Source organism: Streptococcus pasteurianus, from assembly GCF_004843545.1.
GTDB classification, from domain to species: Bacteria; Bacillota; Bacilli; order Lactobacillales; family Streptococcaceae; genus Streptococcus; species Streptococcus pasteurianus.
The window spans coordinates 1,439,330-1,456,002 of the sequence record NZ_CP039457.1; the positions used below are offsets into that span (position 1 = coordinate 1,439,330).

The 16,673-nt window shown below is 37.5% G+C and carries 14 protein-coding genes; 4 read left to right on the forward strand and 10 right to left on the reverse strand.

The annotated features are described in order from the left end of the window. Positions 1-8: 8 nt before the first annotated feature. The 4 genes from E8M05_RS07505 to E8M05_RS07520 are packed head-to-tail and all read right to left on the reverse strand — an operon-like array spanning position 9 to position 4,618. Positions 9-452, reverse strand: a complete 444-nt coding sequence (locus tag E8M05_RS07505) for a protease inhibitor I42 family protein (protein ID WP_003065657.1) — start codon at positions 450-452, stop codon at positions 9-11. 3 nt (positions 453-455) lie between these two features. Next, positions 456-1,637: a pyridoxal phosphate-dependent aminotransferase gene (locus E8M05_RS07510; RefSeq protein ID WP_003065658.1), complete on the reverse strand. Its 1,182-nt coding sequence runs from the start codon at positions 1,635-1,637 to the stop codon at positions 456-458. Then, complete coding sequence (locus E8M05_RS07515) at positions 1,634-2,104, reverse strand: cell wall elongation regulator TseB-like domain-containing protein (protein WP_003065660.1); 471 nt, start codon at positions 2,102-2,104, stop codon at positions 1,634-1,636. The genes E8M05_RS07510 and E8M05_RS07515 overlap by 4 nt, the downstream gene beginning before the upstream one ends. 30 nt (positions 2,105-2,134) lie before the next feature. Next, the gene (locus E8M05_RS07520; protein ID WP_003065662.1) at positions 2,135-4,618 is read right to left on the reverse strand and encodes a bifunctional DnaQ family exonuclease/ATP-dependent helicase; all 2,484 of its coding nucleotides are present in this window, start codon (positions 4,616-4,618) and stop codon (positions 2,135-2,137) included. 122 nt (positions 4,619-4,740) lie between these two features. Here E8M05_RS07520 and E8M05_RS07525 point away from each other — a divergent pair, with 122 nt between their 5' ends. Then, positions 4,741-5,376 (forward strand): MBL fold metallo-hydrolase, encoded by a 636-nt coding sequence (locus E8M05_RS07525; RefSeq protein ID WP_003065664.1) that lies wholly within the window; start codon positions 4,741-4,743, stop codon positions 5,374-5,376. 2 nt (positions 5,377-5,378) lie between these two features. Then, positions 5,379-6,095, forward strand: a complete 717-nt coding sequence (locus E8M05_RS07530; RefSeq protein WP_003065665.1) for an alpha/beta hydrolase — start codon at positions 5,379-5,381, stop codon at positions 6,093-6,095. Between the two features lie 40 nt (positions 6,096-6,135). Here the strand turns inward: E8M05_RS07530 and ftsX are convergent, their stop codons facing one another. From ftsX to E8M05_RS07550, 4 genes are all read right to left on the reverse strand, one after another. Next, complete coding sequence (gene ftsX, locus E8M05_RS07535) at positions 6,136-7,065, reverse strand: permease-like cell division protein FtsX (protein ID WP_003065667.1); 930 nt, start codon at positions 7,063-7,065, stop codon at positions 6,136-6,138. Then, a complete protein-coding gene (ftsE, locus tag E8M05_RS07540; RefSeq protein ID WP_003065669.1) occupies positions 7,058-7,750 on the reverse strand; it encodes a cell division ATP-binding protein FtsE in 693 nt (230 codons plus the stop codon). The genes ftsX and ftsE overlap by 8 nt, the downstream gene beginning before the upstream one ends. A gap of 47 nt (positions 7,751-7,797) precedes the next feature. Then, positions 7,798-8,893 (reverse strand): peptide chain release factor 2 gene (prfB, locus tag E8M05_RS07545; RefSeq protein ID WP_101774304.1). Its coding sequence is split into 2 segments (ribosomal slippage): positions 7,798-8,820 and positions 8,822-8,893, totalling 1,095 coding nucleotides; the frame shifts between segments, so codons are not numbered across the junction. A 408-nt stretch (positions 8,894-9,301) separates the two neighbouring features. Beyond that, on the reverse strand, positions 9,302-9,964 hold the full coding sequence (locus tag E8M05_RS07550; RefSeq protein ID WP_041972834.1) for an HAD family hydrolase: 663 nt from the start codon (positions 9,962-9,964) through the stop codon (positions 9,302-9,304). 92 nt (positions 9,965-10,056) lie between these two features. Here E8M05_RS07550 and E8M05_RS07555 point away from each other — a divergent pair, with 92 nt between their 5' ends. Further along, complete coding sequence (locus E8M05_RS07555) at positions 10,057-10,914, forward strand: metallophosphoesterase (protein ID WP_003065674.1); 858 nt, start codon at positions 10,057-10,059, stop codon at positions 10,912-10,914. A gap of 67 nt (positions 10,915-10,981) precedes the next feature. Here the strand turns inward: E8M05_RS07555 and E8M05_RS07560 are convergent, their stop codons facing one another. Together E8M05_RS07560 and E8M05_RS07565 are read right to left on the reverse strand one after the other, a co-directional pair. After that, complete coding sequence (locus E8M05_RS07560) at positions 10,982-13,663, reverse strand: cation-translocating P-type ATPase (protein WP_013852084.1); 2,682 nt, start codon at positions 13,661-13,663, stop codon at positions 10,982-10,984. 360 nt (positions 13,664-14,023) lie between these two features. Beyond that, positions 14,024-14,410, reverse strand: a complete 387-nt coding sequence (locus E8M05_RS07565) for a YwiB family protein (RefSeq protein WP_003065678.1) — start codon at positions 14,408-14,410, stop codon at positions 14,024-14,026. Positions 14,411-15,265: 855 nt separating this feature from the next. Here E8M05_RS07565 and E8M05_RS07575 point away from each other — a divergent pair. After that, complete coding sequence (locus E8M05_RS07575; RefSeq protein ID WP_003065681.1) at positions 15,266-16,567, forward strand: HD domain-containing protein; 1,302 nt, start codon at positions 15,266-15,268, stop codon at positions 16,565-16,567. The last annotated feature ends 106 nt before the right edge of the window (positions 16,568-16,673 follow it).

A 16,673-nucleotide genomic window follows, 5' to 3' on the forward strand; every position in this document is an offset into this window, starting at 1 on the left:
TTCAACTATTACTCTGACACTTCTGTCAGTTTAATCTTACTTATTTTATTTTTTGTGCTATTGATTGTGACTTGGTAGGTCATTTCTTTTTCGCCGCCGTCCCAGTCTTGACAATAGGTTAACTTGAAAGATTGCTTTCCAGATTTTGTCACCTTTCCTGTCAATTGACTATAACCGCCAGAACCTACGGTATCTGATTTACTTGGATAAGTGTGATAAGTTACACCCTCTAAAGTAATAGCTTCGCTATTAACATCACTAGCTACCCAAGAATATCCCGTGCTGCTGTTACTAGCCAAATCAATTTCAAAGGTCTTTTCATCTGTACTAACACGATAATCTCCAAGTTCTGTTAGCTTGGGAGAGCTCGGTTTGAAATGAATTCCCAATCCGACTAATACAATTCCTAAAAAGGCGACTAATACAATAATGATTTTTCGTCTTTTAGACATAGCTTATTTTTCCATAAAGGCTTTCAAACGATTAACAGCGTCTTTCAAAGTGTCCAAGTCAGTGGCATAGCTCAAACGAACATTTTCAGGAGCACCAAAACCTGCACCAGTGACAAGAGCAACACCAGCTTCTTCGAGAATAGCTGTTGTAAATGCTGTGACATCTGTATAGCCTTTCATTTCCATCGCTTTTTTCACGTTAGGGAAAAGGTAGAATGCCCCTTGTGGTTTAATCACTTCAAATCCAGGAACTGCATTAAGCAATGGATAGATAGTATTAAGGCGTTCTTCGAAAGCTTGACGCATTGTCTCAATAGAATCTTGTGGACCAGTAAGAGCTTCAATGGCTGCATATTGAGAAACGGCTGTCAAATTTGAGGTTGTTTGGCTAATAACTTTTGCCATTCCTGAAATAATTTCTTCTTCAGCAACCGCAAAACCGACACGCCAACCTGTCATGGCATAAGTTTTTGAAACACCGTTAACCACAACAGTTTGTTTTCTGATAGCTTCTGAAATACTTGAGATTGGTGTAAACTCATTACCATTATAAACCAACCGTCCATAAATATCGTCAGCAAGAATTATAATGTTGTGTTCTACTGCCCAATTTCCGATAGCTTCCAATTCATCACGTGTGTAAATCATACCTGTTGGGTTAGACGGCGAATTTAACAAGAGAACTTTTGTTTTTTCTGTACGAGCTGCTTCAAGTTGTTCAACGGTCGCTTTGAAATGATTGCTTTCAGTTGTCGCAACAGTTACTGGCACACCATCAACCATTTTGACTTGGTCAACATAAGACACCCAGCATGGTGTTGGGATAATGACTTCATCGCCTGGATTAAGAACAGTTGTAAAGAAAGTATAAAGGATAAATTTTGCACCTGTTGCCACAACCACTTGATTACGATTGATTGAATAGCCATAGAATTTTTCCATGTAGCTATTAATAGCATCTTTTAATTCAGGTAGTCCTGAAGCAACTGTGTAAAAGCTTGCTTTACCATTTTGAATTGCCTCAATAGCTGCATCTTGGATATTTTTAGGAGTTACAAAATCAGGTTCTCCCAAAGTAAGTGATGAAATATCACGACCTTCTGCTTTTAAGGCTTTAGCACGCGCACTTGCTGCTAATGTCACACTTTCTTCCATGTTCAACACGCGATTTGATAAGTTTGTCATATGCCCTCCTTCTTCACGAGCTCACTTGTTTCAAAATTCACAAGATAATAACCATTAGTAGCTGTTACTTCCCAAATAGGCGTTTCGTCATAAATACCATAAACAACCTTAGAAATACCAGTCGCTCCATTTGCTGTCGCAACTTGCTTAGCTTCTTTACGACTAATACCATCATTTACAGAGTAGACATAAACTTCACCATTGTCCTCGCCAACAGACACAATCTTTTGCTCTCCAGATGATGTTGTCCCATAAACGCTATAATAAGTCTCTGAACCATTATAAAGGTCAACTGAAGATGTTTCTGTCAAATCAGCTTTTTCAACGGCAACTTGGGTAGCCAATTTTTCTGCGTCCAGTCTCGGTTTCACTGATAGATACAAAACCGTCACCACAGAAATCAAGAGAACTAAGAAAATCAAGCTAAAACCAAGTAAATACTGTTTTACTGGTGTTAATTTTTTCATTTACTTCTCCCTTTTAGTTTATCCCCTTTATTATAGCAAAAAATTCTTTATTTCTGTTAGACTCTTTGAAAATTTTTGAGAAGAAAGGTAAAATTCTTCTGTCAAAGCATCATTTATCATTTTTCCGTATGATTTTGTCAATATCCGATTGTCTAAAATGAGCACAGCTGAGCGTTGATTGTCACGTCTCATCGTACGTCCAATCGCTTGTTTTAATTTCAAGATTGCTAATGGTAATGAATAATCATAAAACGGTGATTTGGCTTGCGCTAGCAAATAATTGCTGATTTTTTGCACAAATAAATCCTTAGGATTTTCAAACGGCAATCGTGTGATGACCTCAATTATTTTATCTGCTTGAACAAAATCCACACCTTCCCAGAAAGCGCCTGTTCCAAGAAGAATACGACTTTCACCACGTTCAAAACGACGTTTGACATTATAAGCCGTACCATTTTTCTCCTGCGTCAAATGATGAAGTGCCATATCATCTAGCAAATCAGAAACATCAAGCATTGTTTTCTTGGCATTAAATAACACCAAAATCGGCTCATCCAATTGTTTTAACTGATAAATACGCTCTGCAATGGCTGAAGCATATTCTTCCTCAGAAATATCAGCGACATTTGGCATTTCCTCATCAATCCAAATATGTTGGGCATTCTGCTTATCATGCGCAATGCTCATGAAATGATAGTGTTCAAAGCCTAGCAAATCAGCTAAACTAACCTGCGGACTGATATGCAAGGTTGCCGAAATCATATAAGTCTTGCGTGTTTCGGGTAGAAATTCTTGAAAATTCAACAATTCTTCACTACTAGCATTTAGGTAAGTTTGACGTTTTTCATTTTCAACAATTGTCTCAAACCAAAAATCAGTAAAAGGCTGCGCAAATAAGGCTAACAAATCCTCCAAACAAATATATCGCCAATCAGGATTGAAAGCCAGCAATTCATTGGTTGCTTGTTCTAAACGACGAGCGTCCTCTGTTGTCACATAGACCTCTTGATTTTGGTAAAAGCGTGTTGCCAAATGGCTCAATTGGAAAGAAAGGCTTTCTATCAATCGTTTTTCCAATGTCGATAAAGCTGCATCTAAGTGCTTTTCAAGTTTTTGCACCAATTGCGTTACGTTAACACGACGACGTGAAAATTGCTCCAAATTTAAAATCAATTTTTGGGCTTCATCAAAAACAAGCACTTTCTTAGCCGCAAACGCCTTATCATCTTGCACACGTTCTAAAAAATAAGCATGATTAATAATCAATAGTTTGCTATGTTTCGCATTTTCATAAGTACGATTCCAAAAATCAACATCCTTATAAAGGGATTTTTCGCTTAAATTTCCATCATGTTTAATCTGGTCAAAATAAGCTTCAAATCGCTGTTTTTGTTTGATTTCATCTAAATCGCCAGTCTCCGTTTCAGTCAGCCAAACCAAAAGCTGCATTTTATAACGATTTACCAAACGATTATCCCCTTCACGTCGCAAACTATCCGCGAAGGCATCTAATTTAATATAGTTACCAGGACCTTTAATTGATTGACACGGTATGTGAAAAACGTCTTGAATCTTTCTGACTTCATTTGCCATGATTTGGTCTTGAAGAACCTTAGTTGGTACGGAAACAATGACCTGCTCATCTTGAGCTAACTGGAGCAAAGGTAAAAGATAACCATAGGTTTTTCCAAGTCCTGCTTGCGCTTCTAAAAATGAGACCTGTGACGATTGAAAATCATCTTTAACCAACTGTGCAAACTGACTTTGCTTTTCACGCGCATCCAAGCCCAGAAGCGCCAAATTGACATCAAATGCTTCTGATAATTGACGCGCTTCACCAATCGTTTTTGGTTGTCGTAGCACTAAGCCACCAACTTCTTGAAAATCTTTTGGCGATAAAACCTTAGCCTGTTTGAAGCTTTCCTCAATTAACATCCCTGTTTCAAACAAAAGGTTATCAGCTAAAGGCAAAAGGCTTTCCAAGACTTCCTTGGGCAGGCTTTTCATTTTTGCTTTCAATTTTAAAAATAGCTGCGCAGTCGCATAGGCATCTGAAATTGCCGTGTGAGCATCTGCCAAATCTAAAGCTAAAACATCAGCTAAATTTCCCAAACTGTATTTCTCAAAAGTTGGATAAAAAACCTGCGCCAATTCAACCGTATCAACGCGAGGTGTTCGTAATTCATAGCCTTCCATGAATAATTGTTCTGCTAACAGATTGGCATCAAATTTGACATTGTGAGCCACAAAAACACAATCCTCAATTAGGTTAAAAATCTCCTGCGCAACTTGTGAAAAATCTGGCGCTTTTGCCAATTGCTCATCTGTAATACCAGTCAAATTAATAATATGTTCAGACAAAGCCTCGTGGGGATTGACATCCGTTTGATAGGTCTTGACGATTTCATCATTTTCAATAATCACAATCCCAACTTGAATAATTTCTGCCATTGCATGGGCACCCGTTGCCTCCAAATCCACAATAGCATATTTTTGAGAATTCACTTGCATCATAACACATAGATTATACCATTTTTGCTAGGTACATTCATCTAATCTCAACATTATTTTTAATCTCACATATCTCCAAATCTCACAAATATGACTTTTAGCCAAATTTTTGATACACTTTTTTTATGAAGATTTTTAGATTATTAAATCACGTTGCACGTGAAAATACTTATTTATTGGTCAATGACCAAGGCATTATTGTTGTTGATCCAGGTAGTGATGTTGACCATATTCAAGAAAAGATTGCCTCATTTGATAAACCAGTTGTGGCAATTTTAATCACACATGCTCATTATGACCATATTATGGGACTTGATGTCATTCGTGACGCTTTTGGACACCCACCTGTTTACATTTCTGATAAAGAAGCGTCTTGGCTTTATTCGCCGAAAGATAATTTTTCAGGTTTGGAGCGCCATGCGGATTTGCCAGATGTTGTCTTAGCGCCTGCCGAACATCATTATCAGTATGATGATGATTATCAAATCGCTGGTTTTCGTTTTCATGTTCGTCAAACGCCTGGACATTCTTGCGGTAGTGTTTCCTTAGTATTTCCAGATGATGAATTGGTTTTAACTGGCGATGCTCTTTTTCGTGAAACAATCGGACGCACAGATTTACCAACGGGAAATTCTGAACAATTACTAAATAGTATAAAAGCTGAACTTTTCAGCTTGCCAAATCATTTCATGGTTTACCCTGGTCACGCTCGTGAAACGACTATTGCCCACGAGAAGAATTTTAACCCATATTTCAATTAGCCATGAAAAAAATCAAAAAATTTACTTTAAGTTTCCTTCTGATTATTGCTATTCTAATTACCATTAGTGGAGTGGTACTTCATCAAAAAACTTACCAAGCAAGTTCAGAAGCACAGACAGCTGCTAAAACTGCCGAAAGCACAAAAGATTATCTGTTTTTTCAAAGTTCTGGCACCGCTAAAGCTAGTATTGTTTTTTACCAAGGTGCTCTCGTCGAGGAAACAGCCTACGCAAGTTTGGCAAAAAACTTAGCGCAAGAAGGTTTTGACGTTTATCTCTTAAAAACACCTTTGAATCTGCCAGTTTTATCAAGCAACAAAGCCTTAAAAGTGACTGCGAAAAACAATCTCTCCAATGTTTACCTAGCTGGACATTCACTAGGTGGCGTTGTTGCCTGCTTAAATGCCGCTGATTCTGACTCTCAAGCCATTTCTGGGCTTATTCTACTTGCGAGCTATCCATCTGAAAAAACTAACTTATCTGATAGTAATTTAAAAGTTCTATCAATCACTGCTAGCAATGATAAGGTACTGCAATGGGACAATTACGAAAAAGCTAAAAAGCGCCTCCCTGACGATACCGAATACTTGACTATCGTCGGTGGTAATCATAGTGGTTTTGGCGATTACGGCAAACAAACCAAAGACGGTAAAGCAACCATTTCCCAAACAGAACAAGAAAGCCAAATTACTTTAGGCATTACTGATTTTATTGATTAAAAAAATGACTTTCTGAAATATCAGAAGGTCATTTTTTAGATTAAATTTTAAGATAACGTCTCATTGAGATAACTGAACCAAGTGCTCCGATAATAATTCCGACTAAGAACATACCTCCAATGACAAGTGGCAGAAATGTGTCGACTGGATATAATGACAAGCCTTGGACTTCAAATTGTGGGTTAACCGATGAGTAAACAGTCTTGTACGCAAAGTAAATGATAATTGATGGAACAATCGCTCCAAGAAGCCCTACCCAAGCACCTTCAAAGAAGAATGGTCCACGGATATAAGAATTTTTAGCACCTACCAAACGCATGATTTCAATGTCACGTTGACGAGACATGATTGTCATGCGAATCGTATTGGAAATTAAGAAAATCGCTACAAAAATCAAAAGCACTGTTCCTGCAAATCCCCATGTACGAATAAATTTAGCAATACTGAAAAGTTGGTCTGAATTTGAGCCACCATAATCCACTGACTCAACACCTTCAATTTTAGTAATTTTATTAGCCACTTTCTTCACATCTGATGGTGAGTCTGCCTCAACAATGTAAACGTCTTGCAATGGATTTGAGTCACCATCAAAAAGCGTCCAATCATCTCCGTAGGCTTCTTGTAATTTTTCAAGTTGTTCATCTTTACTTGAATAAGTAACTGATTCAACACCTGAAACTTTTGAAATTTGGTCATAAACTTGGTGATACGAATCATTAGTGACTGTTTCACCAACTTCGTTAGTTGTTGTTTCAGAGCTATCTGTTGAGTCAACATCCAAATAAACATTAATTTGAATGTTATTTTCAATACCTGTTGCGATACGCTCAACGTTCAATAGAACAGCAGCAAACACACCAACAAGTGTCAATGTAATGGTAACAGAACTGACTGAAGCGACGGTCATCCAAACATTACGTTTCAAACTTTTAATGGATTCCCATAAATGGCGGAAAAAATTTCTAATCATTATATCCGTATTCTCCTTCCTCCTCGTCACGTACAATGCGACCGTCTTCAATAGCGATAACCCGATGACGAAGATTATCGACAATTTGTTTGTTGTGTGTTGCCATCAAAACAGTTGTTCCTTGAAGATTGATGCGTTCTAATAATTGCATGATTTCCCATGAAATTTCTGGGTCAAGGTTACCTGTTGGTTCGTCAGCAATCAAAACTTTAGGATTATTAACAATCGCACGTGCAATTGCAACACGTTGTTGTTCACCACCAGATAATTGCTCTGGGAATGAACGCATTTTATGCTTAAGCCCAACCAAATCAAGAACTTCTGGCACACGTTTTTTAATTTCACGTGGTTTTTCACCGATAACTTGCATTGCATAAGCAACATTTTCAAAAACAGTTTTTTTAGGAAGAAGTTTATAGTCTTGGAAAACAACTCCAATGCTACGACGCAAGATTGGAACATCCCGTTTTTTCAATTTTGTTAGGTTAAATTCCCCAACTTTAAGAGTTCCAGCAGATACTTTTTCCTCACGGTACAATAGTTTAATAAAGCTAGATTTACCGGCACCAGAAGGACCAACAATATAAACAAATTCACCTGAATTGACAGATACGTTAATATCTCTCAAAGCAGTCGTTGAGCGGTGATACTTCTTGGTTACACCATTCATTTCAATTAATGCCATTTGTATTTTCCTTTACGATTTTGTTATCCTAAAATTTTACTTTCGAATTAATCAATACGCCATTTTAGATAAGCGTCGATGAAGCCATCAATGTCACCATCCATAACTTTATCAACTTGAGCAATTTCATAGCCTGTACGATGGTCTTTAACCATTGTATAGGGCGTAAAGACGTAAGATCGAATTTGACTTCCCCATGTGATTTCTTTTTTATCACCTTTAAGGGCATCCACTTCTTGCGCTTTTTTCTCTTGCTCTAATTGATAGAGTTTGGCTTGTAACATTTTCATCGCACGGTCACGGTTTCCGTACTGAGTACGATCAACCGTTGATGCTACAACAATTCCTGTTGGAATGTGGGTCAAACGAACACCAGTTGATACCTTATTGACGTTTTGTCCCCCAGCACCACCTGAACGGAAAGTATCCATTTTAATATCATCATCACGAATGTCAACTTCAATTGTATCATCTAATTCTGGCATAACTTCGACAGAAGAAAACGATGTATGACGACGTTTGGCTGAATCAAACGGTGAGATACGCACTAGACGATGAACTCCCATTTCAGATTTCAAAAGCCCATAAGCATTTGGACCTTCAAATGAAAGAGTAACAGATTTGATACCAGCTTCGTCCCCTGCTTGATAATCAAGGGTTTCAACTTTAAAACCTTTGGCGTTGCCGTAGCGTGTGTACATACGAAAAAGCATATCAGCCCAGTCTTGAGCTTCGGTACCACCTGACCCTGGATGAATTTCCAAAATAGCGTTGTTGCGGTCATAAGGCTCTGATAAAAGCAAGGTCATTTCATAACTTGTCATGATTTTATCAAGCTTTTCAAGACTTTCCTCTAATTCAGCTTGAACAGAATCATCTTCGTCCAACATTTCCAAATAAAGTTCAGTTTCGTCAGACAACTCTTGCATTTCATTAAAGGTTTCATAGGTTTGTTTCAAACCATTTAACTCTTGAGACGTTTTCTGAGCTGCAATGTTATCATTCCAAAAATCTGGCTCAGTCATTTTATTTTCAAGAAGCGCAATGTCCTCTTCTAAACGATCTAAGTCAAAGAGACCTCCTGAAGCTAGTCAACTTCTCTTGATTTTCTACTATTTTTTGACGAATTTCAGCTACTTCCATGAAATAACTCCTTTTACTAAGATACTAAGTCCGTTAAGAAAGCGAGATGAAAATAGGAATTTGACACTGTGTCCTAGGACACAGGAAAAATTATCTTTTTCGCGACGCTTTTAGGACGAGTTCAATTAATTAAGATACTAAGTCCGTTAAGAAAGCAAAGTAAACATTGAATTTTTACGCTACCTTTAGAACTTATCCTATATCACTACTGTTTTCTTATTCTACCATAAAGCCCGCAAAATTACCATTATACGCCATACTTCATTTGCATCAAAACCACATGATAAGTGGCTTTCTCACCACCAAAAATATTTCTATAGAAAATTAACACTCAGTAGTTTCTATTTTAAGCTAAAAATATAATTCAAATAAGGCAGGACAATTACAAAACGGTAACAAAAGATGAGGTTAGATAGAGCTGTTATGTTTTTCATTTTCGACAAATTGCAGCACTTCTGTCAAATTATCAATCAAAATATCTGCTTTTGATTGGTCAGCACCAAAGACTTTATCACGAATGGCTAGAACACGCACACCAGCTGCCACACCTGCTTGAATCCCTTTTGGGCTATCTTCAATAATCACAATATCTTTTTTTGCAAAGCCTAATTTCTCACAAGCGGCATTATAAATAGCAGGATTAGGTTTACCTTCTGCAAATTCGCTTCCCGATAGAATATGACTAAAGTACTGCTTTAAGCCTGATTTTTCCAAAGCATCTTCGATATCTTCACGCGCACTATTAGAAGCCAATGCTAGGATGATTCCCTTGGCTGTTAATGTTGCCAAAACCCTACGAGCATCAGCAAAAACTAGCTCATCGTAAGCTGGTCGATGAGTATTTTTATAAGCTGTGTATTCGGCTTCTAGTGCTTTAGTATCATAATTTGCAATCTTATCACCTAAGATATTTTCCCAAAATTGATCCATGCGCCCGCCAATGAAATATTTTGGCGGCAAGTGTTTGACCGAAATGCCTTTACTGCCTAAAAATGTCTCACGTCGTTTAAAATAAAAATTCTCAGTGTCAAATAAGACACCATCCATATCAAATATTATTGCCTTTATCATGAAAGCCTCCTGAAAGTATTCTATCATATTTTTAGAAGAGATAAAAATACACATCAAAGGCTTTTTAGAAGATTTTTTGTTACAATAATGCCATGACAAAACTAGCTATTATGAGTGATTTACATATTGATTTAAATCATTTTGATGATTTTGAAATCCAGACACTCATTGACACATTAAGCGCAGAAAAAATTTCTCATCTGCATTTCGCTGGAGATATTTCTAACCATTTTTATGACATCTCTTACTCATTTTTAGAAACAATGAGCAAGCATTTTGACGTTACTTATAATCTCGGCAATCACGATATGCTTGATTTAGATGACAAGGTGATTGATGCTTTGGATTTTCAAATTATTCCGTTGGGGAAAAAGACACTCTTGGCTTTTCATGGTTGGTATGATTATTCCTTTTTCCCAGAAAAATCTGAAGCTGAAACAATCAAATTTAAAAATACTTTCTGGTTTGACCGACGTTTAAATCGCAACTTTTCTGACAAAGAACTCACGCGCCAAACAACACAAAAACTCGATAAAGCCTTATCAACAATTACCAATGACGTGATTGTCAGTCTGCATTTTGTGCCACATCACCAATTTACCTTGCAACACGAGCGTTTTAAACCATTTAATGCTTTTTTAGGTAGTCAAGTTTTTCATGATATTTTCAAAAAACATCAGGTTAACGACGTGATTTTTGGGCATACTCATCATAGTATCGCTTCGCAGCAAATTGACAATATTACTTACCATGCTAAACCGCTTGGTTATATCCGTGAGTGGGATTTGACTATTGATTATGTCAATCAACACCCTGAACTCAACCCAAATCAGACCTGGAATCTTAGCAAACGCTACAACATTGTCAAAAAAATTGATGACTTTACTGATTACAAACATCAAAATTTGGCACAAGAATTCCGAAAATCCATGACTATTTTTGAATTATAATAAAAAGCAAATCTCACACATGAGATTTGCTTTTTTGCTGAATCAATCTGATTCATTTTTTATATTTTTAAATTGCTTTTTCATCTTGTCCAAGGACACGTTGAATAGCTTTAACGATTTCAGTTAGAACAACCATAAGTGAGCTTCCGATAATAACAGCAAGCCATTGTGTAGCGCTTAGATGCGAAACATGGAACAAATCATTAAATCCAGGTACTACGATCGTTATCATCAAGAGAAGAAAGGCGATTGGGATAGCCCAGTTAAAGGTTCTGTTTTTAAAAGCTCCAACAGTAAAGATAGATTGATAAACAGATTTAACATTGAAAGCATGAACCAATTGAATCAAACCAAGTGTCGCAAATGCCATTGTCAAAGCATCTTCGTGTACCATACGATTAGTAGCATGTTCTGGGAACATCAACGCCCAACCATAGACACCAAGAACAAGAACAGTTTGGAAAATTCCTTGGTAAATAATCGCTCCCATGACACCACCGTCAAAGAAATTAGACTTACGACCACGAGGTTTGTGGCTCATAACACCAGGTTCGGCAGGTTCAACACCAAGCGCAATAGCTGGTAGTGTATCGGTTACCAAGTTAATCCAAAGAAGATGAACAGGTTGAAGCACATCCCAACCAAATAATGTTGCAAAGAAAATCGTAAAGACTTCTGCCATGTTAGCTGAGAGAAGGTATTGAATAGATTTTTGAATGTTTGAGAAAACTTTACGTCCTTCTTCAACTGCAACGATAATTGTAGCAAAGTTATCATCAGCAAGAACCATATCAGAAGCGCCTTTAGATACTTCTGTACCTGTAATCCCCATACCAATACCAATGTCAGCTGTCTTGAGTGAAGGCGCATCATTGACACCATCACCAGTCATGGCAACAACCTTACCTTCATTTTGCCAAGCTTTTACGATACGCACCTTGTGTTCTGGAGACACACGTGCATAAACGGAGTATTGTTTGAAAACTTTTTGGAATTCTTCATCAGAAAGTTCATTAAGTTCAGCACCAGTAAAGACGTGGTCTTGACCATCATCTTCAATGATACCAAGGCGTTTGGCAATAGCTTCCGCTGTATCTTGGTGGTCTCCAGTAATCATGATTGGACGAATACCAGCTTCTTTAGCAACAGCAACAGCTTTTGCAGCTTCTGGACGTTCAGGGTCAATCATTCCGACCAATCCAGAGAAAATCAAATCAGACTCAATAATATCTGATTCAAGGGCTGGGACCTCAGAGACATATTTGTAAGCCATCATCAAGACACGTAGCGCTTTTCGGGCCAAATCTTTATTAACAGCAAGAATGCCTTCTTTTTCTTCAGCGGTAATATCACGTACTTGACCATTTTCTTCGATACGAGTAACACGCTTAAGCAATTGGTCTGGAGCACCTTTTACCGCAACAAAATATTTGCCATCTGCTTCCTTATGAATGGTTGACATCAGCTTACGTTCAGAATCAAATGGTAATTCTGCAACACGTGGCTCTTCAACAAGAGCTTCACGTATATCAAAACTGTGATCCAGTCCAAATTGAACAAGAGCTGTTTCTGTAGGATCGCCAATGAGTTTTCCATTTGGATCAATCTTCGTGTCATTAGCAAAATTCATAATACGAAGAGTATTATTATCAGAGGCAATGTCACTAGCAGCACTTTGTAGCTCACCGTTTGTATAGACTTTTTCAACAGTCATCTGGTTCATGGTCAACGTTCCAGTTTTATCAGAGGCAATAATTTCAGTTGAACCAAGTGTTTCAACGGCAGGAAGTTTACGTACGATTGAGTTGCGTTTTGCTAATGTTGTTGTTCCCATTGATAATACAATCGTAACAATAGCAGGTAAACCTTCAGGTATAGCAGCTACAGCTAATGCAACAGATGTCATTAAGCCTTCAATTGGAGATTCTCCACGAACAAAGACCCCTACAATAAAAGTAACAATGGCAATAGCTACAACCAAATAAGTCAAAACTTTAGATAATTGGTTAAGGTTTTGTTTAAGTGGAGTATCTGTTTCATCAGCATTAGCTAACATATCAGCAATTTTACCAACTTCTGTATACATTCCAGTATTAACAACAACACCAGAACCACGTCCATAAGTGACATTTGAGTTTTGGTAAGCCATGTTAACACGGTCACCGATACCAGCATCAGCTGCAACTTCTACCGATAAATCTTTTTCAACAGGAACAGATTCACCAGTCAATGCTGCTTCTTCAATTTTTAATGACGCAGCTTCCAACAAGCGCATATCAGCAGGTACGACATCACCAGCTTCAAGCATAACAATGTCACCAGGAACCAATTCTCTTGAATCAATTTCAACAATATGACCATTACGACGCACACGTGCAATCTGACTCGACATATCTTTCAGCGCTTCAATTGCAGCCTCTGCCTGCCCCTCTTGGTAAACACCAAACGCTGCGTTAAGAATAACAACTGCCAAAATAATAAGCGCATCTGTTAGCCCTTCGCTTCCCTCTGTAACTACCGAAAGCGCTGCTGCAACTAGCAAAATAATAATCATTAAATCCTTGAATTGGTCAAGAAATTTTGCTAGTAAACTTCGTTTTTGACTTTCTTCAAGTTCATTATGACCATATTCATCCAAGCGCTTTTGTGCTTCCGCAGTAGATAAACCTTCACGTGATGATTGTAACTCATCTAACGTTTCATCTTTTCCTTGTGTGTAAAACAAGGCTTTACTTTGTTCTTTAAACAAAATAGCTTCCTCCTCTGGTCTCAAAAATAGAAAAAGAGACCTGTTTTTTTAAAAAAACAAGTCTCGCTGTTTAAGATTATGCCGGAAATCAACGATTTCGTAATGACGACATAAACGCGATTTTTCAGTCGCAAATTGCGTACTGAAGGTTTATCATTTAGTTTTGTGTTCATCCTAGGCACCATAGCTACAGATTAGAATTGAATCCAGCAAAGCAAGGTACCGAAAGAGGATGCAAAAATAAAGACAAAAATCGCCTGCTACTCCCTTGAATACAAAGTAATCATATCAACTTTTATCTTTTTTGTCAACTGAACACATCCCCACTCGAACACCGATAATATCGTATTTATATTATGCTTATACCCAATGAATTTCTAGCTGATAATTTGCAAAAACACTCTCTCCATCAACTTGTTTGAGTTGATAATGAATTTTAAGATGTTGTTGTTCAACATCCAACTCATAAATACTTGTTTGCGTTTGTAAATGCTGTAAGCCTACTGGCGTCGGAATAGCAACCAGAGCAGGATTGTCACGGTGAAAACGCATAATTGATTTCGGCGTTGAATAACGTGTCATGACCAACTCTTGCTCGTTGCATTTGAGCATCACGGTTTCTTCTTCCTCATTGGTATAAGCAAGGTAAATATGCCCATTTTTTTCCGTTAATTTGACAGGATAAGATTGTTCAACCAGCTCAACCTGTCCATCCAAATCAATTTTATTCTTAATGTGAAGTTTCATGTAATGTTAAAATGTCTTTCCTTTCCCTAAAATTATAACAATTCTGACGTGTTAAAGCCACTATAAGTCTAACATTTAATAGCAGATGAGCGAAGTAAACTTGTTCCTGTGAAAAGAGCAATAAAGATAATTAAAATTTTAACGGATTAATACCCAACATTGAGAAAAAGATTAACTCTGGCGCATAATTTCCTAGCCCGTTGTCCTCAAAATGCTAACCGTCAAATTAAACATCACTTCGACAAGAATTCAAATCCCATGTAAACCATGAGCACTTTCAGAAATACTCCCCAAAGGATTGGCAATCAGTCGGTAAACCATAATGAATATGGCAACAAATTAACAAAATTCCCAAGACACGTTGGACTGAGCGTGTGCTCCAACCTTTTAGTTCTTTGTGTTCCTACAACTGCTCCTAAAAGGGTGCCATTCCCATAGCAAAAGTGGTCAAGTCAACCTCAACAACGGTAATAAAGCAAAGCGCCTCAATCAAAATAGGAATAATATGCGCTGTCGATAACGTTGCAGAGATTTTTTATTATCTTCAACCAGTTTTTCGTTTTAAAAAATGCTGTACTCGTTGCAAAGCATCCACTCCATGGCGTATCTAATAACTCTGTCACGTAACCAACCCATAGCCCAATCCATAATTCTTCCTCTAAATTAAAGCCATGCTTTTTAACATTTACCAAAATATTTCCCATTGTCCAGAAGATGAGAAAAATCAAAAAAGTTAAATCACACGAAGAATAAGTTCATTCGTCATAGTCAACATTATAAATCAAATCCAAGTATTCGTAAATATCCCAGACCTTCCAAAATCAGCTTTACACAGTTTTTTGTTATAATGAAAGTATGAATGAAAAAGTATTTCGTGACCCTGTTCACAACTATATAACTGTCAATCATCAGATTATTTACGACCTTATCAATAGTAAAGAGTTTCAGCGCCTACGACGAGTCAAACAAGTTTCGACAACTGTTTTTACCTTTCATGGTGCAGAACACAGCCGCTTCTCACACTGTTTAGGTGTTTACGAGATTGCAAGACGTGTGACTGAAATTTTTGATGACAAATTTCCTGATATTTGGAATTCTGATGACAATCTCTTAACGATGGTGGCTGGGCTTTTACATGATGTCGGGCATGGTGCGTATTCACACACTTTCGAAAAACTCTTTGATACCGACCACGAAGCCGTTACACAAAAGATTATCACCAGTCCAGATACTGAAGTCAATACTATCTTGCGTCGCGTCTCTCCTGATTTTCCAGAAAAAGTCGCTAGTGTTATCAACCACACTTATCATAATAAACAAGTTGTCCAACTCATTTCTAGCCAAATTGACTGTGACCGCATGGACTACCTTTTGCGCGATTCTTACTATAGCGGCGCTAATTATGGTCAATTTGACTTGAATCGCATTTTACGTGTGATTCGCCCAACTGAAGACGGTATTGTTTTTGAATACAATGGCATGCACGCCGTTGAGGACTATATTGTCAGTCGTTTCCAAATGTATATGCAAGTGTATTTTCACCCTGCTAGTCGCGGAATGGAAGTATTGTTACAAAATCTTTTAAAACGTGCAAAATACCTTTACCAGACTGATACCGATTTCTTTGAAAGAACATCACCAAATCTGATTCCATTTTTAGAAAATCATGCTAACTTAGCTGATTATCTTGCTTTAGATGATGGGGTGATGAATACCTATTTTCAAACTTGGATGACTGCTGAAGATGAGATTTTGGCTGATTTGGCAAGCCGTTTTGTTAATCGTAAAGTCTTTAAATCGGTGACTTTCGAAGAATCGTCACGCAAAGAACTCAGTCACCTTGTTGACCTTGTCCAATCTGTTGGTTTTGATCCTGATTATTACACAGGTATCCATGTCAATTTTGACTTGCCTTATGACATTTACCGTCCTGAAAAAGAAGAACCCAGAACCGAGATTAACATGATTCAAAAAGACGGTTCTGTTGTAGAATTATCAACAATTTCACCAATCGTCAAAGCCTTAACTGGTACTATTTATGGCGACCAACGATTCTATTTTCCAAAAGAAATGCTAGTTGATAACGACCTATTTGCCATTGATAAGAAAGCCTTTATGAGCTATATTTCAAACGAACATTTTGTTTATCATAATTAAGTTTAAGAGCGTATCATGACTTATTTAGCATTGAAAACGTTCCACTTCAGATTTCCTTGTGTTCCCCATGACAAATAAGCCACTTTTTAGTAAGATAGATAGGTAG